Annotated in this window: 17 protein-coding genes and 1 pseudogene; 12 read left to right on the forward strand and 6 right to left on the reverse strand. The window is 66.5% G+C overall.

Features of this window, described 5'->3' with window-relative positions; all coding sequences use genetic code 11:
* The first annotated feature begins 103 nt into the window (after window positions 1-103).
* Window positions 104-778 (forward strand): TetR/AcrR family transcriptional regulator, encoded by a 675-nt coding sequence (locus ACIA8C_RS14755; RefSeq protein WP_397134707.1) that lies wholly within the window; start codon window positions 104-106, stop codon window positions 776-778.
* Window positions 779-920: 142 nt separating this feature from the next.
* Here ACIA8C_RS14755 and ACIA8C_RS14760 read toward each other — a convergent pair whose 3' ends face one another.
* Together ACIA8C_RS14760 and ACIA8C_RS14765 are read right to left on the reverse strand one after the other, a co-directional pair.
* Entirely contained in the window at window positions 921-1946 is a 1026-nt protein-coding gene (locus tag ACIA8C_RS14760; protein WP_397134777.1) for a PDR/VanB family oxidoreductase, read from the reverse strand.
* Window positions 1947-1987: 41 nt separating this feature from the next.
* On the reverse strand, window positions 1988-2863 hold the full coding sequence (locus tag ACIA8C_RS14765) for a metal-dependent hydrolase (protein WP_397134709.1): 876 nt from the start codon (window positions 2861-2863) through the stop codon (window positions 1988-1990).
* A gap of 138 nt (window positions 2864-3001) precedes the next feature.
* Between ACIA8C_RS14765 and ACIA8C_RS14770 the strand changes: the two genes are divergently transcribed.
* Complete coding sequence (locus ACIA8C_RS14770; protein WP_397134711.1) at window positions 3002-3667, forward strand: TetR/AcrR family transcriptional regulator; 666 nt, start codon at window positions 3002-3004, stop codon at window positions 3665-3667.
* On the opposite strand, the gene ACIA8C_RS14775 is transcribed toward ACIA8C_RS14770, so the two are convergent.
* Entirely contained in the window at window positions 3664-5157 is a 1494-nt protein-coding gene (locus ACIA8C_RS14775) for a flavin-containing monooxygenase (RefSeq protein WP_397134713.1), read from the reverse strand. The genes ACIA8C_RS14770 and ACIA8C_RS14775 overlap by 4 nt on opposite strands.
* 557 nt (window positions 5158-5714) lie before the next feature.
* On the opposite strand from ACIA8C_RS14775, the gene ACIA8C_RS14780 reads away from it, so the two are divergent.
* From ACIA8C_RS14780 to ACIA8C_RS14810, 7 genes are read left to right on the forward strand one after another with little or no spacing between them, the layout of a single operon-like run.
* Window positions 5715-6764: a 3-oxoacyl-ACP synthase III family protein gene (locus tag ACIA8C_RS14780; RefSeq protein ID WP_397134715.1), complete on the forward strand. Its 1050-nt coding sequence runs from the start codon at window positions 5715-5717 to the stop codon at window positions 6762-6764.
* An 8-nt stretch (window positions 6765-6772) separates the two neighbouring features.
* Window positions 6773-7681 (forward strand): hypothetical protein, encoded by a 909-nt coding sequence (locus ACIA8C_RS14785; protein ID WP_397134717.1) that lies wholly within the window; start codon window positions 6773-6775, stop codon window positions 7679-7681.
* Window positions 7678-9351, forward strand: coding sequence for a fatty acid CoA ligase family protein (locus tag ACIA8C_RS14790; RefSeq protein ID WP_397134719.1), 1674 nt, complete (start codon window positions 7678-7680; stop codon window positions 9349-9351). The genes ACIA8C_RS14785 and ACIA8C_RS14790 overlap by 4 nt, the downstream gene beginning before the upstream one ends.
* Entirely contained in the window at window positions 9348-9623 is a 276-nt protein-coding gene (locus tag ACIA8C_RS14795) for a hypothetical protein (protein WP_397134721.1), read from the forward strand. The genes ACIA8C_RS14790 and ACIA8C_RS14795 overlap by 4 nt, the downstream gene beginning before the upstream one ends.
* A complete protein-coding gene (locus ACIA8C_RS14800) occupies window positions 9620-10666 on the forward strand; it encodes an NAD-dependent epimerase/dehydratase family protein (RefSeq protein WP_397134723.1) in 1047 nt (348 codons plus the stop codon). Before ACIA8C_RS14795 ends, ACIA8C_RS14800 begins: the two co-directional genes overlap by 4 nt.
* Window positions 10667-10719: 53 nt before the next feature.
* Window positions 10720-11946, forward strand: coding sequence for a peptide synthetase (locus tag ACIA8C_RS14805; protein WP_397134725.1), 1227 nt, complete (start codon window positions 10720-10722; stop codon window positions 11944-11946).
* A complete protein-coding gene (locus tag ACIA8C_RS14810) occupies window positions 11943-14057 on the forward strand; it encodes an MMPL family transporter (RefSeq protein ID WP_397134727.1) in 2115 nt (704 codons plus the stop codon). Before ACIA8C_RS14805 ends, ACIA8C_RS14810 begins: the two co-directional genes overlap by 4 nt.
* A gap of 400 nt (window positions 14058-14457) precedes the next feature.
* On the opposite strand, the gene ACIA8C_RS14815 is transcribed toward ACIA8C_RS14810, so the two are convergent.
* Window positions 14458-15480 carry an NAD(P)/FAD-dependent oxidoreductase gene (locus ACIA8C_RS14815; RefSeq protein WP_397134729.1) on the reverse strand — a complete coding sequence of 341 codons (1023 nt, stop codon included), beginning with the start codon at window positions 15478-15480 and terminating at the stop codon, window positions 14458-14460.
* A 76-nt stretch (window positions 15481-15556) separates the two neighbouring features.
* Between ACIA8C_RS14815 and ACIA8C_RS14820 the strand changes: the two genes are divergently transcribed.
* From ACIA8C_RS14820 to ACIA8C_RS14830, 3 genes and pseudogenes are all read left to right on the forward strand, one after another.
* Complete coding sequence (locus tag ACIA8C_RS14820) at window positions 15557-16150, forward strand: helix-turn-helix domain-containing protein (protein WP_397134731.1); 594 nt, start codon at window positions 15557-15559, stop codon at window positions 16148-16150.
* A gap of 152 nt (window positions 16151-16302) precedes the next feature.
* Window positions 16303-17030: pseudogene (locus ACIA8C_RS14825) on the forward strand (nucleotidyltransferase domain-containing protein); the annotation flags it as partial.
* 89 nt (window positions 17031-17119) lie between these two features.
* Window positions 17120-17521 carry an NUDIX domain-containing protein gene (locus ACIA8C_RS14830; protein ID WP_397134733.1) on the forward strand — a complete coding sequence of 134 codons (402 nt, stop codon included), beginning with the start codon at window positions 17120-17122 and terminating at the stop codon, window positions 17519-17521.
* A 17-nt stretch (window positions 17522-17538) separates the two neighbouring features.
* Here the strand turns inward: ACIA8C_RS14830 and ACIA8C_RS14835 are convergent, their stop codons facing one another.
* The gene (locus ACIA8C_RS14835; protein WP_397134735.1) at window positions 17539-18315 is read right to left on the reverse strand and encodes a MerR family transcriptional regulator; all 777 of its coding nucleotides are present in this window, start codon (window positions 18313-18315) and stop codon (window positions 17539-17541) included.
* Between the two features lie 59 nt (window positions 18316-18374).
* Window positions 18375-18734, reverse strand: coding sequence for a hypothetical protein (locus ACIA8C_RS14840; RefSeq protein WP_397134737.1), 360 nt, complete (start codon window positions 18732-18734; stop codon window positions 18375-18377).
* Window positions 18735-18887 lie beyond the last annotated feature (153 nt).

Genomic DNA, 18887 nt, shown 5'->3' on the forward strand with positions numbered 1-18887 from the left:
AGATTAATAGGCGTGCCACGCCTCGTGTCAAGCTCTTCGTCATGGAACACAGACATGACCGGCTGCCGGCTGTGAGGCAGCACCATGTCGTGCACGCGGCGCCATGACCGAGGCGACGACCCGGCGGGGTAGGCCGCCGCAGACGCAGGAGCAGGCCGAGGAGGTCCGCGCGCGGATCGTGCTCGCCACCGCGGCGGTGTTCACCCGGCACGGGTCGCGTGGGTTGAGCGTCGCGCAGATCATCGAGCAGGCCGGCCTGGCCCGGCCGACCTTCTATCGCTACTTCGGCAATGCCACCGAGCCGTTGCACGTCCTGCTCAACACCTCGAACGACGGTCTGGTCGACGGCATTCGGGTGGCGCTGACGGGCACCGACGAGCCCGTCGAGCTCGGCATTCGACTGATCGACGCCTATTTGGACTGGGCGGGCGGCCACGGCGCGATGCTGCGCCCGCTGTTCGCCGAACTACACGACCCAGGCTCGCCGGTGTCGGCGTATCGGGAACGGGCCCTAGAGGACATCCGTGCGCTTGTTCGTGCGACATTCACCGAGCTGGGTCGTCCCGTGCCGAGCCCGCTGGATCTCGATGCCGCACTGCACGTCTGCGAATACGTGGTCTACCGCATCTCTGCGGGGAGCGCGCCCGGCGGCGAACCCGACGCGGAAACGGTTGCCGAAGCACGACTTACGATGATCCGCGTACTCCTGACCACGCTCGGCACCCGCACCGACCTCGAGTACGCGATGCAGCTGCCCGGCATCTTCCCCGGCCCCTGATCCGAGTTCGCACACCCGCTCCGCCCATCACATCCCCATCCGACGCATGGTGGGTGTGTGAAGTTTCGGGTGGGTGTGCGAACTCGGATGGCCAGCGACTAGCCGGCCCCGCGAACTCGGCGAGCGACGTTGATCGCCGAGTTCACAGGTCTAATTCGAGTTCCGTGCCGCGGGCACGGGATACGCAGGTCAGCATCGAGCGGTCGCGTTCGTTGTCGTGCAGGAACCGGTCACGGTGATCGACCTCGCCTGCCACCACGCCGGTGCGGCAGGTGCCACAGAAGCCCTGCTGGCAGGAGTAGGCGACGCCGGGTAGCTGCCGCCGGATCGCGGCGAGCGCGGACTCGTCGGCGGCCACATCGACTTCGGTTCCACTGCGGCGCAGTCGAATACGAAACGGCGCGCCATCGCGGACCGGCAGCGGCGAGAACCGTTCGGTGTGCAGCGAGGCCGTCGGGTCGTGCAGTGACAGCACGGCGCGCGCCGCCTCAGCCAAGGGCGGTGGGCCGCAGACATACACGGCCGCGCCGGTCGGTGTCTGCTCGAATATCATCCGCGGGTTGGGCATGCCGAACTCGTCGTCCGGGCGCACCACCACATCACCACCGGTCAGCGACGCCAGCTCGCACAGGAACGGCATCCGCGACCGCGAGCGCCCCAAATACATGAGCCGCCAGGGTATTCCGGCTCGCTCGGCCGCTACCACCATCGGCAAAATCGGCGTGATCCCGATACCACCGGCGACGAACAGGTACTGCGGCGCCTCGATGAACGCGAACGCGTTGCGCGGCCCGCGCACCGACAGCCGATCGCCGACGCGCAGCCGCTCGTGGATCTCCTTCGACCCGCCGCCACCATCGGCGATGTAGCGCACAGCGATTCGATAGTGCCCGCGATCGGCCGGGTCACTGTTCAACGAGTACTGCCGCTGACGTCCCGACGGGAGAACCACGTCCAGATGCGCACCCGGAGTCCAGGCCGGCAGCAGCGCACCGTCCGGGTCGGTCAGCGCCAGGCTCACCACGCCGTCGGCTTCCGTCTCGATCCGATCAATGGCGACCGCGAAGTCGTACCCGGTGTGCCGCACCGGCTGCGGGCGCGAAAGTATCTGCGCTGTACTGCCTTCGGTGAAAACTCGCTTGTACGCGTCTGCCGCCGAGGCGATCATGCGCAGGCCGGGCCCCGGCCGATAGCCCTCCTCCACGGCCGTCACGCGCCGGCCGCCCGGGCCGCGGGCGACTGCGCGAGGTAGCGCAGCGCGTTGTCCATCGGTCCCAGCTGGGCGGGGTGGAATCCCGGCCGCAGGTAACGCGGAATCTCGGTGAAGAAGGTGGTGACGCTGGGCACCACGCCGCGCAGCGAGGCACTGGCCAGCTGTAGCGGCCAGCATCTGCCTTTGTGTGGCGAGGGGTCCTTGTAGAACAGGTAGCCGCCCGAAATAACGAACAGCGCAAGCAGTCCCGTGCTCGCGATCACCGCCTGCCGCGCTTTGCGGCCGTAGCCACCGTCGACATACATGTACGCGTCGTAGACCACGCTGCGATGCTCGACCTCTTCGGCGCCGTGCCAGCGGATCAGATCCAGCATCGCCGGATGCATCCCCTTCGCCGCGAAAGTGTCGTTGGTCAGCAGCCATTCGCCGATGACGGCGGTGTAGTGCTCCATCCCCGCGAACAGGGCGAGCCGCTCGCACAGCCACGCGTGCTTGGCGCGACCGGACAGCCCGTTGTCGCCGAGCACCCGATCGACAAGCCACGCAACGCGATCCACCATCGGGCGCACATCCAGGCCGAGCCGCTCCAGCTGGTTGCGGGCCAGCTCATGCGAACTCGCGTGCATGGCCTCCTGCCCGATGAACCCGCGCACCTCCTCGCGCAGCCGCTCGTCCTCGATCAGCGGTAATGCCTCGGCCAGCGCCTGCGCCATGGCCCGCTCCCCCTCGGGTAACACCAGGTGCATCACGTTGATGATGTGGGTCGCCATTACCTCGCCGGGGATGTAGTGCATCGGCACCGTGTCGAAGTCGAAGGTGACGTCGCGTGCGTTGATCGCGTGCGCCTGATCGGCATAGACGGTAGAGCCCATCTCGCATCCCTCATCTCTGATCGGCGAAGCCCAACACCCCTGGCCGGAAAGCACCAGCATCCAGGCAAATCTATTGGTGACATCGAGTGCTGTCAACATCACCTGATGTCAACAATGCGCCTGTGAGAGGATGGCGCCATGGTCGCCGAAGACGACGGGTCCATCCCCGGTATGCGCCGCTGGCGCGGACTGTCACCCGCCGATCGGGTCGCGGGCCGCCGCGAGCAGCTCATCGAGGCGTGCACCGAACTGATGGCCACCGTCGGCGCCGCCGAGACGTCGATGCGCGGCGTGTGCAGGCAGGCCGGACTGACCGAACGCTATTTCTACGAGAGCTTCGCGAACCTGGACGCGCTGCTCACCACCGTGCTGGATACCGTCGTGCTCGGCGCACGCGACCGACTACTCGATGCGCTACCCACCGCGCCGATCGAACGCGACGCCATGTTCCGCCACCTGGTCGGCGTCTTCACCGATTACCTCACCGAGGATCGCCGCCGCGGCCGCATCATGTTCGTCGAATCGCAAGCCACCCCGGTGCTGATGCCACGCGCCAACGAACTCATCGGCTTATTCACGGCGCCGATCGCCCTGACGATCGGCGCCGGAGATTACTCGACTGCCGCACCCGACGAGCACGACAACGCACTCAACGCCAGCGCCATCTTCGGCGCGCTGGCCTACCTCTATCGGCCCTGGTTGGACGGCGAGATCCCGGTCCCCCGCGAACGATTCGACGAACACGCCGCGACCGTGCTGGAACACATTGCCAGGGCCCGTTCTTCGGTGATCACCGAGGCTTAGTCGCGAGCCGCCACCGGCTCGGTCCGCCCGCCCCGCTCGAAACTCAGCGCCGCGTCGGCGACAGACCTGTGCCGCAGCGTGATCAGGTCGCGCAGATAGTTCATGCGTAACCGCCACGGCGCACGGTCGCCCTGGATCGGGAAATGGCTCGCGGCGCGCTGCACATAGCCGGGATTGAAGTTCAGGAACAGCGATTCGGCGCCGACCGACGGATCACGCACCGGCGTGCAACGCGCGTAGCCGCGCACGTCCATATGCTTCAGCAAGCGAACCACGTGCTCGGATACCAGATCCGCCTTCAACGTCCAGGACGCGTTGGTATAGCCGATGATGTACGCGAAGTTCGGCACGTCCGACAGCATCATCGCCTTGTAGGCCATGCTGTCCGACAAGGTCACCGCCCGCCCGTCCACCACCAGGTCGATGCCGCCGAACGCGACCAGGTTCAATCCCGTTGCGGTGACGATGATGTCGGCGTCCAGCGTGGCGCCGGAGACCAGGCGCAGGCCGGTCTCGGTGAACGTGTCGATCCGATCGGTGACGATATCGAGCTTGCCCTTGCGGATGGCGCGGAAGAAATCGTTGTTGGGGGCCAGGCAGAGTCGCTGATCCCAGGGGTTGTAGCTGGGCGTGAAATGCGTGTCGATGTCGTAGCCCGGCGGCAGCCAGCGTTGCTGCAGCCCGCGGATGCGTTCGCGCATCCAGGCCGGATACCGTTGGCTCAGTTCATACATCGTCGTCGAGAAGGCCACGTTCTTGGCACGGACCACCGCGTAGGCCGCGCGCGGCGGCAGATAGCGGCGCACCTTCATCGCGAGGTTGTCCCTGGCGGGCCTGGACACGATGTAGCTCGGGCTGCGCTGCAGCATGGTGACGTGCGCGCCTTGCTCGGTGAGCGTTGGCCCCAGGGTGACCGCGGTCGCGCCGCTGCCGATCAGCACCACCTTCTTGTTCGCGTAGTCCAGGTCCGCGGGCCAGAACTGCGGGTGCACAACGGGTCCGGCGAAGCGCTCGGTGCCCGCGAAGTCCGGTGTGTATGCCTCGTCGTAGCGGTAGTAGCCGGTGCAGGAGAGCAGGAAATCGGCGGTGAGCGTGACGGTTTCGCCGGTGTCGGCGCGCTCGGCCCGCACGGTCCAGCGGTTGTCGGCCGTGCACCATTCGGCGCGCAGGACCCGGTGCTGGAAGCGGATGTGCCGGTCGATGCCGTGCTCGGCGGCGGTCTCGCGCACGTAGTCGAGGATGGAGTCGCCGTCGGTGATCGACTTGTCACCCAGCCACGGCTTGAATCGATAGCCGAGGGTGTACATGTCGGAGTCGGAGCGAATTCCGGGATAGCGGAACAGATCCCAGGTGCCGCCGATCGACTCGCGGCCCTCCAGGAGCGCGTAGGTGCGCCGCGGGAACGCCCGCTGCAGATGATAGGCCGCGCCGATGCCGGACAGTCCGGCGCCGACGATGAGCACATCGATGTGCTCCGCAGCGGTTGTCATCGCTCTCTCCTCGGGTAGGCGGCGTGCATCCTCAGCCTACGACCCAGACAGTTACGCCGACACAGCCGGATAAATCGTAGGATGTCTTTTCCCGTTCCCGCCGCTCGCGTTGCGTGGATTCCGTTCGGCCGCAACGTAGTTAAGCGTTGTACAAGAACGGCACCTTCGGTGAGACCGAACGGTATCCAATTGCACGACTCGCAGTGAAGTCACTCACATCACCATGGCGCAGCACTCATCATTCTGTCGGAACAGTGTGTTAGCTGAAAGTTCGCCTGCTCGCCGTGGCGCAGAGCTACACAACGCCGTGGCGCGCTCGTACACCAGACCCGAAAACCATTGGCGACCCGCGACATTCGACCCGAACGGGCACTGTCCTCACTCCATAGCCAGTCGATCACCAGTTAGTGATACTTCACGGAACATGTACTTCCACACCGCCTCTCGCGCCCCTATCTGAGCCATAGGCATTCCTAGTTACCGTCGGGTAGTGTCCGTCGCACCGACGATCAGAGACGATCCGGAACCGTTTTCTTTCCACGATTTCAGGAGCGCGAGTGTCGCATTCTCGATTCGAATCCATCGGCGCCTATCTGCCTTCGAATATCGTTACCACCCAGGAGCTCCTCTCGCGCCTGAAGGAACCCCCGTCTTTCGATCTCGAAAAAATCACCGGCGTGAAACAACGCCGGGTGCACGACACGAACCCGGACAGCTACGAGGACTCCTTCGCGATCGCCATCAAGGCGGCGGAAGACTGTCTATCCAGGTCGCGGTACGAAGCGGCGGAGCTCGACGTGATCATCTCCAGCTCCATCACGCGGAGCAACCACGCCACCCGCATGTACATGGAGCCGTCCTTCGCCGGTTCGATAAGCAGGCTTATTGGAGCGAAGAACGCCATTACGTTCGACGTATCCAACGCCTGCGCCGGAATGCTCACCGGCACCTACATTCTGGACCGGATGATCCGCTCCGGCGCGGTGCGCAACGGCATGGTGGTCAGCGGTGAGGCCATTACTCCGATCGCCGACACCGCGGCCGAGGAGATTTCCGCTAAATACGATCCGCAGTTCGCGTCGCTGTCGGTGGGCGACTCGGGCGCCGCGGTCGTGCTGGACCAGGCGGTCGACGACAACGACAAGATCCACTACGTCGAACTGGTTACCGCCGCGGAGTACGCAAACCTGTGCCTCGGCATGCCAAGCGACAAGAGCCAGGGGATTGCGCTCTACACCGACAACCGCAAAATGCACAACGAGGACCGCTTCGTCTTCGGCTCCAACAGCTTGAAGAATCACCTGGAAAAGCTGGGGCGCACCTTCGCCGACGAGGAGTTCGACTACATCGTCCATCACCAGTTCGGCGCGGCCGCGATTCCGTGGATGAACGCCATCGCCGAACGCGAGCTCGGCAGCCCGATGCCGCCGGATCTGCGGGTCATCGAGAAGTACGGAAATACCTCCACTACTTCGCATTTCATCGTTCTGCACGATCAGCTGAGCGACCAGAACATCCCGGCGGGCTCGAAGCTGCTGATGATTCCCGCCGCCTCCGGAATCGTGGCCGGCTACCTGTCCACCACCATCTCGTCTTTGAAGGTCTGAGGTCTGCCATGGGCGTGCGTATCAAATCCACCAGCATCAGCCGCACCAGCGACACGCACAGTGTCGTCGAGCACAGCGGTCGAGCCGCGCGGCAGAGCCTGGAGCGGGCCGGGGTTCGCCCCGACCAGGTCGGCGTTGTCATCAACGCGGGCATCTTCCGCGACTACAACACGGTCGAGCCCGCCGTCTCGGCGCTGATCCAGAAGGCTGCGGGCATCGGCCTGGAATACGCCAAGGACGACCCGCGGACCTTCTCGTTCGACCTGATGAACGGCGCGACCAGCGTGCTCAACGCGGTGCAGGTGGCCACCGCCATCCTGGAGACCGGCAGCGCGGAGCACGTGCTCGTCGTCTCCGGCGACACCCACCCGTCGCTGCTGCGGTATGCCGCCGATGACGAATTCCCTTACGCCACTTCCGGTGCCGCGCTGCTGCTGGAGCGCACCGACGATGAGGTCGGCTTCGGCAAGGTGCATACGGTGGCGGGCGAGGGCAGCGCGGCCGTCGAGGCCTACGTCGACACCGCGACGATGGGCACGGCAGGCCGCGGCCTGATGACCGTCGAGCGCGAGCCTGACTTCGAGGATCGACTGCTCGAGGTGGCGGTCGAGGCGGCACGTGCCGCACTGGCCGAGCTCCCCGATCACAGCGGTATCGCGCTGATCGCCTCGACGCCGACTCCGGGGTTCCCGAAGCGGCTGGCCGATGCCCTTGGTATCGACCAGGATTCGGTGCGCACACCGGATCTCGCCTACGGCGACCCGCACACCGCGTCGCTGACGCAGGCCTACGACCGAGCCATCGCCCAGGACACCCTGGCCGGGTACACCCAGGTGCTGTTCGTCGCGGCGGGCGCGGGCCCGTCGGCGGCGGCGGTGCTGTACCGGCTGCCCGCGTCCGCCGGGGCGGCTGCGTGACCTCGGCGACCTACTGGTCGGCCATCGACCGGTTCCGTGCGTTCGCGCGCACGGAACCGGATCGGGACGCGGTCATCTACCCGGACGGGACGACCTCGGGCGAGCTGCCGTCCTATCGACACATCACCTACCGTGAGCTCGACGACTGGTCCGAGACCATCGCCGAGCGGCTCAGCGCGGCCGGGGTCGGCTCGGGCACCCGCACCATCGTGCTCGTGCTGCCAAGCCCGGAGCTGTACGCAATCCTGTTCGGGCTCTTGAAGATCGGCGCCGTGCCGGTGGTGATCGATCCCGGCATGGGTCTGCGCAAGATGGTGCACTGTCTGCGGGCGGTCGAGGCGGAAGCGTTCATCGGTATTCCGCCCGCGCATGCCGTGCGGGTGTTGTTCCGGCGCAGCTTCCGCAAGGTGCGCACCACGGTGACCGTCGGCAAGCGCTGGTTCTGGCGGGGCGAGCGGCTGGCGGCGTGGGGCCGGACGCCGTCCGGCGTCGCGCCGGAGCGGGTGCCCGCCGCCGCGGCCGATGTGCTCGTCATCGGATTCACCACGGGCAGTACCGGACCCGCCAAGGCGGTCGAGCTGACCCATGGCAATCTGGCGTCGATGATCGACCAGGTACATACCGCGCGCGGCCAGGTGGCGCCGGAGACCTCGCTGATCACGCTGCCGCTGGTCGGAATTCTCGATCTGCTGCTCGGATCCCGTTGCGTGCTACCGCCGTTGATCCCGAGCAAGGTCGGCTCCACCGATCCTGCGCATGTCGCGCACGCGATCGAGAAATTCGGCGTGCGGACGATGTTCGCCTCGCCCGCGCTGTTGATTCCGCTGCTGCGTCATCTCGAACAGCAGCCGACCGAGCTGAAGACGTTGAGCAGCATCTATTCCGGTGGTGCACCGGTGCCGGACTGGTGCATCGCCGGACTGCGCGACGTGCTGACCGAGGACGTGCGGATCTTCGCCGGGTACGGGTCGACCGAGGCGTTGCCGATGTCGCTCATCGAATCCCGGGAGCTGTTCAGCGGTCTGGTGGAGCGCACGCATCAGGGTGCGGGCACTTGCATCGGGCGCCCCGCCGACAAGATCGAGGCCAGGATCATCGCGATCACCGACGATCCGATCCCGAGCTGGGCACGGGTCGACGAACTGGCCGCCGAGCTCGAAAAATCGCGCGGCATCGGCGAACTCGTCGTCGCGGGTCCGAATGTCAGCACGCACTACTACTGGCCGGAAGCAGCCAACCGGCAGGGCAAGATCGTCGACGGCGACCGGATCTGGCATCGCACCGGCGATCTCGCTTGGATCGACGACCAGGGCCGGATCTGGTTCTGCGGGCGCAAGAGTCAGCGGGTCGACACCGCCGCCGGGCCGATGTTCACCGTCCAGGTCGAGCAGATCTTCAATACCGTTGCCGGCGTTGCCCGCACGGCGCTGGTCGGCGTCGGCGCGCGCGGTGCGCAGCGGCCCGTGCTGTGCTTCGAAATGGCGTCCGATGCCGACGGCGCGGCGGTCGGGGCCGCGCTGCGGGCCCGCGGGGCGGAGTTCGAACTCGCCAGTTCGATCGCGGACTTCCTGGTACATCCCGGGTTCCCGGTCGACATCCGGCACAACGCGAAGATCGGCCGCGAGCAGCTGGCGCAATGGGCGACCAAGCAGATCGACGCTACCGCGTGAACGCGAAAACGACGGCGCTGCGCGCGGTTCCCGTGCTCGGCTGGGTGTACCTGGCCGGTGGGGTCGCCGCGGTCGCGACGGATCGGGTGCCCGAGAACCGAGTGCTGCGCGCGGCGTGGTGGATCGACGCGTTCCTCAGCGTCGTCGTGCACGCGGCACAGATCCGGCCCGCGCTGCGGGCGGCCGAGGGTTCGGGGCGCTCCCCCGTCGAGACGGCCGTGCTGACGCAGATCTTCGGAATGACCTGGTGGCGAACGCAGGAGACGCGATGACAAAGGTATTGGTGACCGGCGCGTCCGGGTTCCTCGGCGGCGCGCTGGTGCGCAGGCTGGTACGCGACGGTGCGCACGATGTGTCGATCCTGGTGCGGCGCAGCAGCAATCTGGCCGACCTCGGCGACGACGTCGATCGCGTGCAGTTGGTCTACGGCGATCTCACCGACCAGGCGTCGCTGGTCGCCGCGACCAACGGCGTCGACATCGTGTTCCACAGCGCAGCGCGGGTCGACGAACGCGGAACACGGGAACAGTTCTGGGACGAGAACGTTCGAGCGACCGAACGGCTCCTCGACGCGGCGCGGCGCGGGGGCGCATCCCGCTTCGTGTTCATCTCCAGCCCCAGTGCGCTGATGGACTACGACGGCGGCGATCAGCTCGACGTCGACGAGTCGGTCCCCTATCCGCGGCGCTACCTGAATCTGTACTCGGAGACCAAGGCCGCGGCCGAGCGCGCCGTATTGGCCGCGAACACAGACGGTTTCACTACCTGCGCGCTGCGGCCACGGGCGATCTGGGGCGCGGGCGACCGATCCGGTCCGATCGTGCGATTGCTCGGCAAGACCGGCACCGGGAAACTACCGGACATCTCGTTCGGGCGCACCGTGTACGCCTCGCTGTGCCACGTCGACAACATCGTCGAGGCGTGCGTCAAGGCGGCGGCCTCGGATGCCGTGGGCGGCAAGGCCTACTTCCTCGCCGATGCCGAGCAGACCAATGTCTGGGAGTTCCTCGGCGCGGTGGCCACCGACCTCGGCTATCAGCCGCCGAGTAGGAAGCCGAACCCCACGGTGATCAACGCCGTAGTGAATGTCATCGAAACTATTTGGCGGATACCAGCCGTCGCGACGCGTTGGTCGCCGCCGCTGTCGCGCTACGCCGTCGCGCTGATGACGCGCAGCGCGACCTACAACACCGCCGCCGCCAGCCGCGACTTCGGCTACACCCCGGTCGTGGACCGGGACAGCGGGCTGGCCACCTTCCTCGCGTGGCTCGAAACCCAGGGCGGCGCAGTCGAACTCACCCGAAATCTGCGCTGACTCGCGCAGTCGCCAGCGGAGGCAACATGAACAGAGCATCGCATAGCGATTCCGTGAGGGGTGGCGGTCGGGCGACGGGTGGGCAGAACGACACCGTCTTCCGTCGGAAGATATCGCCCACCGAGCGCCTGTACTTCTTCACCAGGGAGGTGTCGCCACCGTTCCTGATGCACATGGTCGTGCACGGCGTCGGCACCCTCGACCCGGACGCGGTGCAGCGCGCGGTGGACGTGGCCTCCGAGGCGAATCCCGGTGCGCGGTTGGTCCGCGACGGCAAGTACTGGGTGGACAGCGGTGTCCCGGCGCAAGTTCGGGTGGTGCGCGGGTGGACGCTCGACTACGCCACGCTGGAAGACGATGCGGTGCTGAACAGTCCGATCGGGCCGACGCCCGACCGGACCACCGAGGTGCTGCTGCTGACCGGTGAACAAACCACCGTCGTGTTCCGTGTCTTTCACGGAGTGATGGACGGGATGGGTATGCGAATGTGGGTCGACGACGTGCTCCGCGCGCTGCGCGGGGTGGCCCCGGCAGGGGCGCCCGACCCGATCTCCGACGCCGAACTGGTGGCGCGGGTGGGTGCGCCGGGCAGGCAGACACTGGTGCTGCCGACGTATCGGGCCGCGACTGGCCGTGGCCGCCAGGACCCGGCGGCCTCGCGATGGTTGTTGCGGCACCGGACGATTCACGCGACCGGCAAGGGCATGGTCGCGCGGGTCTCGGCGATCCTGGCCGCCGAAGCCGGGGTGAAATCGCGCTTCATGGTGCCGGTCGACCTGCGCAGGCACGATCCGGCGCTTCGGTCGACCGGGAATCTCGCGCTGCCGCTGTTTCTCGACGTCGCACCCGGCGAGAGCTGGAAAACGATCAGCGACCGGATGCGCGCCGGACTGCGGCAGCGCACCGAACTGAACCAGCTGGACAACGGCGGTCTGTCCAAGTTCCCGCCATCCGCCATCCGCACCGTGCTGCGGATGAGCAACTGGATCGGCGCCAGGCTCAACCGGAACATGGTGTCCGCCACCGTTTCGCACATGGGCAAGTTCGACCTCGACGAGCTCGCCGTGCCCGGCTGGACGCCGAGCACGATGCGGGTGCTGCCGCAGCACAGCGGGGCGATGCCGCTGCTGTTCGGGATGCTGGAATCGCGCGGGAAGATCGAGCTGACCGTGTCCTGCCGCAACGGTGCCGGCATCGAGCCAAGGCTCGAGGCGCTGCTCGACAAGATCGCGGCAACGCTGGAAGCCGATCTCGCGCCGCATGATTCGCCAGTGCGATGACCGGCTGGGCACGATTCGTCATCGCCCGCCCGCGCACGGTGCTCGCCGTGGTGGTCGGGGTGATGCTGCTGGCCGGGCTGTTCGGCATGCACACCGCCGACAAGGTCAGCGCGGCCGGATTCACTGACCCGCACAGCGAGTCGGCGGCGGTCGATCAGCTGGTCCGCGACCACTTCGGCCCGCAGACGCCCGACGCCGTCGCGCTCTACACCGCGCCGGACGGGCAGACACTCGACGATATCGGCCCTCGGGTGCGGCAGTCGCTGGCCACCATCGATCCCAGGCTGCTGCAACGTCCGATCGAAACCTATTGGAACAGCGTGCCGCCGCGTAAGCAGTTCCTGAAGTCGGCCGACAACCGGCAGGCGCTGGCGGCGGTGTTCCTGGCGGGTGACGACAATCGACGCGTCACCGCCTACCCGGAGATCGAAGCGGCACTGCAGGTTCCGGGCATCGATACCAAGCTGTCCGGCTACAGCGCGCTCGCGACGCAGATCAACGGTCAATCGCAGCACGACCTGGTGCGCGCCGAATCCATCTCGCTGCCACTGACATTGCTGATCCTGGTGCTGGTGTTCGGCGGCGTGGTCGCCGCTTCGCTGCCGGTGGCGGTGGGGGTGCTCGCGGTACTCGGCGCGATGGGCACCATTCGGCTGCTCACCGAATTCACCGAGGTGAGCACGTTCGCGGTGAACATCGCCTCGCTGCTCGGGCTGGGCATGGCGATCGACTACGGGCTGTTCCTGGTGACCCGCTTCCGTGAGGAGCTCGCGGGTGGACGCGATGTCGAGTCCGCCATCGAACGGACCTGCGCCACCGCTGGCCGGACCGTCGCGTTTTCGGCACTACTGCTGATCTGCGCGTTCGCGGGCACTTTCGTGTTCCCGCAGGCCGTGCTGCGGTCGCTGGGTTTCGGCGCGATCGCGGCGGTCGCGCTCGCCGCCGGACTCTCGCTCACCGTGCTACCCGCCATGCTCGCGCTGTTCGGGGCGCGAATCGGCAAGGCGGGCAGCAAGGATCGGACCGAACGCTTCTGGGGCCGGGTGGTGGATTCGGTGCTGCGCAGACCGGGCCTGGTCACCATCGTTGTCGGCGCGGTGCTCGTGTTGCTTGCCGTGCCGCTCACCGGCGCCAAGCTCGGCGATATCGACCACCGCGCGTTGCCCGCTGGCAACGAAATGCGCACCACCGTGGAGGAACTGACCACCGGATTCCCGGCGGCGAGCAGTGGTGTCACCGCGGTGCTACGGGGTATCGATGGCCCGCCGCAGTCGGCCGCGGTCGATGCCGCGAGCGCCGCGCTCGGTCACGTCGACGGCGTCCGTCAGGTGCTCCAGGTGGGTCGCGCCGACGATTTCGTTGTCTTCCACGCGTTCCTGACTGCCACCGACCGCAGCGAAAACGCTTCGGCGACAGTGAAAGACATCCGCGCCCTGACTCCGCCCGACGGCACCGTGCTGCGCGTCGGCGGCGATACCGCGGCCACCGTCGACAGCGTGCACTCCATCGTGCACGCCATGCCGTGGATGATCCTGGTCATGATCACCGCGACGGTGCTGCTGCTGTTCGCGGCGTTCCGATCGATCGTGTTGCCGCTCAAGGCCGTACTGATGGCGTTCCTCAGCCTCGCCGCCACCTTCGGCGTGCTCACCTGGATCTTCGACGACGGCCACCTCGCGGGTCCGCTCGGCATCAGCCCCGGCCCGCTCGCCGCGGGTATGCTCGTGCTGATCATCGCCGTCGTCTTCGGACTCTCCACCGACTACGAGGTCTTCCTGCTGTCCCGCATGGTCGAAGCCCACCACTCGGGCGCAGGCACCGCGGCCGCCGTCCGCATCGGCACCCTGAAAACCGCGCGCGTCATCACCGCGGCCGCCACCCTCCTTGTCATCGTCACCGGCGCCTTCACCCTCTCCCCCTTGACGCCCATGCGATTTCTCGGCCTCGGCATGATCATCGCTTTGCTCATCGACGCCACCCTCGTCCGCATGCTCCTGGTGCCCGCCTTGGTCAAACTCATGGGACCCGCCAATTGGTGGAACCCGTTCGCCGGCCCGCGCCGCATCCCCGCCACCGTCGAACGCGCGGAAGAACCAGCCCGCGCTCGGTGAACCACGGAATTCACTGGCGCACAGCAGCCGTCGAATCGGCTACCGGAAAAGCATCTGGAACATCCGCGAATATCTTTTTTGCAGACTAATTTTCATACCGATCGGTCGCCACGCCGCGGCGAAGATTGCAATACATTCGATCACTCCCCAGGCTTAGCTCCCATGTCCGCCGCCTGCCCCTCCTGCTCCTGGCCATCGCCGATGCTTGTCTCTTCGCATGGGGCGGTGCGCTATTTGCGCTGCGTGTGTGGCAGATTCCTGGTTTCGCACGGCGGCGGGGTGAACCTGGTGGCCGGTCGGAGCGCTTGCGGCACACCCAAGGTGGCCGAACACCTCGAGTTGATTCCGCTGCCCGAAAAGTGACGTCGCACTCCGCCCGGCGTTTCAGTCCTTTCGTGGTTCAGACACCGTGCCGACGGTCGGCCGACACCAATTCGCTGACGCGCGCCTCGTTTTCGGCGGAGAACGGGTTTCGGTATGCCGCTACCGCCAGGCGCGTTTCCTCGGTGATCAGGTCGGCGTTGATGTGTGCGGCCGCGAAAGCTCCTGCCGCCGCGGCACCGCCGACCTGAGCGGACAGATCCGTGACGTTGCCTGCGGCCCACACGCCGGGTACCTCGGTACGGCCGGTCGCGTCCGCCGGAATGTGCTCGCCCATGCCCGACATGTGCGCCGCAGTCCGCAGTCCCAGTGCGGCAAGGAAATCGGCGCGCGCCACCATTCGGGACATCACCGCCAGCGCCTCGCGGCGGACCACGGTGCCGTCGCTCAGCCGAACGCCGGTCAACCGGTCATCGGTGACTTCCAGCGCGGCCACCGCACCCGGCACCACCGTGATGCCGCGGGCAGCCAGCTGCTCCAACTCTTCCTTGCTCGGCGACGGCATGGTGTGCGGGAAAAGTGTGATGTCGTTGCTCCACTGACGGAACAGCAAGGCCTGGTGCACCGACATCGGCCCGGTGCCGAGCACGCCGATGGCCTGGTCGCGTACCTCGTATCCATGGCAGTACGGGCAATGCAGCACGTCGCGTCCCCACCGCTGCCGCAGGCCTGGGATCTCCGGCAGTTCATCGACCAGACCGGTGGTCACCAGTAGTCGCCGCGCGCCGACGGTCCGGCCGTCGGACATTGTCACCGCGAATCCGCCGTCGGTGCCGGTCACGGCGTCGACCACACCGGTCACCACGTGCCCGCCATACCCGCGGACCTCCGCGCGGCCGCGTTCCAGCAACTCGCTGGGTGCCATCCCCTCCCGGGCGAGCAGTCCGTGCACGCCCGAGGCCGGAGCGTTGCGCGGTGCGCCCGCGTCGATCACCAGCACCGTCCGTCGGGCCCGTCCGAGCATCAGCGCGCCGCTCAACCCGGCCGCGCCGCCGCCGACAATTACCACGTCATAGCCGTCTTTCAGCTGTTCAGTCACCATGACCACCTCCGCGACCACCATGCGACCGAACCCGGCATATGCGCAATGTTTGTTGCCGATATGGCAAACTATTGGCATGGATGACGATCTCGATCAAGCGCTCGACGCGGTCGGGCCACGGCTGCGCGCGCTGCGCAAACAACGCGAAACCACCCTGTCGGCCCTGTCGGCCGCCACCGGCATCTCGGTGAGCACCCTGTCGCGCCTGGAATCCGGCGGCCGCCGCCCGACCCTCGAACAACTACTTCCACTCGCCCGCGCCCACGGCGTCACCCTCGACGAACTCGTCGACGCCCCGCAAACCGGCGACCCGCGCATCCATCTGCGCCCGATGACCGCCCATGGCATGACGATCCTCCCGCTGACTCGTCGCGCGGGCGGCATCCAGGCGTTCAAGATGGTGCTCGCCGCCGGCTCGCGCCGCACCGAGCCGTCGCCGCAAACCCACGAGGGCTACGAGTGGCTCTACGTCCTCAACGGCAAACTGCGACTCGTGCTCGGCGAACGCGACATGGTGCTCACCCCCGGCGAGGCCGCCGAATTCGACACGCGCGTTCCGCACTGGTTCGGTGCCGCCACCGCCGAATCCGTCGAATTCCTCAGCCTTTTCGGCAAACAGGGCGAGCGTGCGCACCTGCGCGCCAGGCCAAAACCGCCCGCGGAAAAATAAGTCGAGTTCGTCCCGTCGGCTCGGTACGATTCGTGCCATGGAGTGATGACCGATGCCGAGTGCGCCCGCCGCATGCCGCTGTCCCAGCAAGGGTTTCAGCGCCCGGCGGTGCTGCCCGCATCCGTCATCACTCCTGCGAACCTAGGACTTCCATGACCGACGAAACCTTCCTTCAGCACGTCACCGGCCGGTTGGCCACCATCCCCGGCGTCCTCGCGGTCACCCTCGGCGGCTCACGCGCCCAGGGCACACCCCGGACAGCGACTGGGATCTCGCCATCTACTACCGAAACACCCTCGACCCCAACGACCTCCGCGAAATCGGCTGGCCTGGTGAAGTTTCCGAGCTCGGCGGCTGGGGCGGCGGCGTCTTCAACGGTGGCGCCTGGTTCACCATCGATGACCGCAAGGTCGACGTGCACTACCGAGACCTCGACGTCGTCGAACACGAACTCGCCGAAGCCGAACAAGGCCGATTCCACTGGGAACCACTGATGTTCCATCTGGCGGGCATCCCCAGTTACCTGGTTGTCGCCGAACTAGCCATCAACCGGGTGCTACACGGCACCCTCCCCCACCCCACCTTCCCCGAAGCCCTACGCACAACAGCCCCACCGATCTGGCGGAACCGGACAGCCATGACGCTGCAATACGCCACAACCACATACGCCCCACGCGGCCAGGCCGCCGAAGTGGCAGGCACCCTGGCCATCGCCGCAATGCAAACAGCCCACGCAGTCCTGGCCGCCCGCGGCGAATGGACAACCAACGAAAAGCGTCTACTACAACAAGCCGGCCTCCGCGCCATCGACACCATCGTCACCGGCCTCCACACGGACCCGAAGTCGTTGGCACAGGCCATCATCGAGGCAACGGAACTGCTCGACGGTGCAATGCCCGACCTACGATCCTTGCCCGGTTTCGGTAGCGGCGCATCCACCCACGATCATCAATCGAGGAGGACACAACGATGAACACCACTATCGACAAGATCGCCTGGATTCACCTGGAACACGGGAGGATCCTCAGTACCCGCTCTCACGGCAAAGACGTCTACTACATTCCCGGTGGGAAGCGCGAATCCGGCGAGACCGACCTCGACACCCTCACCCGGGAGATCAGCGAAGAACTCGCCATCGCCATCATCCCCGCCACCGCCGCCCACCTCGGTACATTTCACGCCCAAGCCCACGGCCACCGGGACGGCGTCACCGTCCAGATGACCTGCTACACCGCCGACCATCACGGAACACCAACCCCCAGTAGCGAAATCGACGAGATCGTCTGGCTCACCTACGCCGACCGAACCCAAGTCTCCCCCGTCGACCAACTCATCTTCGACCACCTCCACCACACCGGCGAGCTCCGCTGACCGGGTCCGTAGGCAACCTACTGGGTGGGTTGGTGGCGGTTGGCGTTGGCGAGGATTGCGTCGTGGATGTATTGGGATAGGCCGGGGGCCATGTCGTCGTAGTTGAGGCCGGAGCGTTGGTTGGTGCGGTAGACGGTGGCTAGGGTGCGGTGGGCTTCGTAGGGGCAGTCGTGGAACCAGCGGGTGAGATGTTGGCGGTGTTGTTCGGCTAGGTCCATGGCTTGGGGGGAGGTGGCGGGGACGCCGGATTGCATGGCGTCGGCCAGGTTTTGGTGGATGGCGGCTTGTTCGGTGCACAGGGTCAGCCAGTCTTGCCGGGTGTAGTGCAGGGTGCGGTCGCGGCGTTGGGCGAATTCTTCGGTGTTGCCCCACTTTTGGGTGATTTCGTCGGCGCGGTCGATGAGTTTGTCGACGCCGAGGACTGAGAGTCTTTCGGTGGGGGTGAGGGTGATGCCGATTCGGCGGGCGGCGAGTTCCTTGTCGATCGAGGCGATCATGGATTGGTAGCGGGTGGTTTTCGCGGTCAGCAGTTCGTGTTGGCGGCGGAGGTGGTCCGCGTCGTCGATGGTGGGGTCGGCCAGGACGGTGGTGATCTCCGGAAGGCCGAGGTCTAGTTCGCGGTAGAAGAGGATGCGTTGCAGGCGTTGCAGATCGGTATCGGAGTAGAGGCGATAGCCAGCCGCGCTGCGGGCACTCGGTTCGAGTAGGCCGATCTCGTCGTAATGATGCAGGGTGCGGATGGACACCCCGGTCAGTTCGGCAATGGTGCCAACGGTGTATTCGAGTTGTTCCATGCTTGCCACTGTGCGGCCTCACGTGACGTGAGCGTCAAGGGTGAAACAAAAAGGTCAGGTCACTGGCCATAAGAGAACCGGAGATCGGCGAACAGCAGGTGATTGAGGCGGCGCCGGAGGTGTCCGGTCTTGCTCTGGTCCGGGGCTTCGTCGGGGGTGAGCAAGGTGAATCTCAGCAAGGTGTCGCCACCTGCCACCGCCGTCAGCTCGAAGTGCACCTGGTCATGAGGCCTGCTCGGCCACAGCGACGACCACACCACCCTGCCGGGCTTGTCCGCCTCCAACACCCTGGGTTCGACTTCATCGTCCAGCAGCACAAGCCAGGCCCGCCCTTGCGCCCGCCGCGGCTCGGTCAGCGATTCCCACACGACGAACGGCGGCGCGGGCAACCGCCGCGCCCTGGCCCCGATCTCGATCACCCAACCAGGGTAAGTCCTGACGAATCCACATTCAGTGGCACCTGGTGGCGGCGAATCGCGAGGCGGGTTCAAGGGGTCGATGCAACAGGGTTGTCGGGGTTTGACAGTAGCTGGTCCAGGATGTGGGCGGGGGTGCGGTAGCCGTAGCGTTTG

Origin of the sequence: Nocardia sp. NPDC051321 (assembly GCF_044455225.1) — a bacterium.
Lineage (GTDB): Bacteria > Actinomycetota > Actinomycetes > Mycobacteriales > Mycobacteriaceae > Nocardia.

Coding starts and splice junctions, on each gene's coding strand:
- ACIA8C_RS14755 (WP_397134707.1), top strand. CDS start 104: ATGACCGAGGCGACGACCCGGCGGGGTAGGCCGCCGCAGACGCAGGAG.
- ACIA8C_RS14760 (WP_397134777.1), bottom strand. CDS start 1,946: ATGATCGCCTCGGCGGCAGACGCGTACAAGCGAGTTTTCACCGAAGGC.
- ACIA8C_RS14765 (WP_397134709.1), bottom strand. CDS start 2,863: ATGGGCTCTACCGTCTATGCCGATCAGGCGCACGCGATCAACGCACGC.
- ACIA8C_RS14770 (WP_397134711.1), top strand. CDS start 3,002: ATGGTCGCCGAAGACGACGGGTCCATCCCCGGTATGCGCCGCTGGCGC.
- ACIA8C_RS14775 (WP_397134713.1), bottom strand. CDS start 5,157: ATGACAACCGCTGCGGAGCACATCGATGTGCTCATCGTCGGCGCCGGA.
- ACIA8C_RS14785 (WP_397134717.1), top strand. CDS start 6,773: ATGGGCGTGCGTATCAAATCCACCAGCATCAGCCGCACCAGCGACACG.
- ACIA8C_RS14800 (WP_397134723.1), top strand. CDS start 9,620: ATGACAAAGGTATTGGTGACCGGCGCGTCCGGGTTCCTCGGCGGCGCG.
- ACIA8C_RS14810 (WP_397134727.1), top strand. CDS start 11,943: ATGACCGGCTGGGCACGATTCGTCATCGCCCGCCCGCGCACGGTGCTC.
- ACIA8C_RS14815 (WP_397134729.1), bottom strand. CDS start 15,480: ATGGTGACTGAACAGCTGAAAGACGGCTATGACGTGGTAATTGTCGGC.
- ACIA8C_RS14820 (WP_397134731.1), top strand. CDS start 15,557: ATGGATGACGATCTCGATCAAGCGCTCGACGCGGTCGGGCCACGGCTG.
- ACIA8C_RS14830 (WP_397134733.1), top strand. CDS start 17,120: ATGAACACCACTATCGACAAGATCGCCTGGATTCACCTGGAACACGGG.
- ACIA8C_RS14835 (WP_397134735.1), bottom strand. CDS start 18,315: ATGGAACAACTCGAATACACCGTTGGCACCATTGCCGAACTGACCGGG.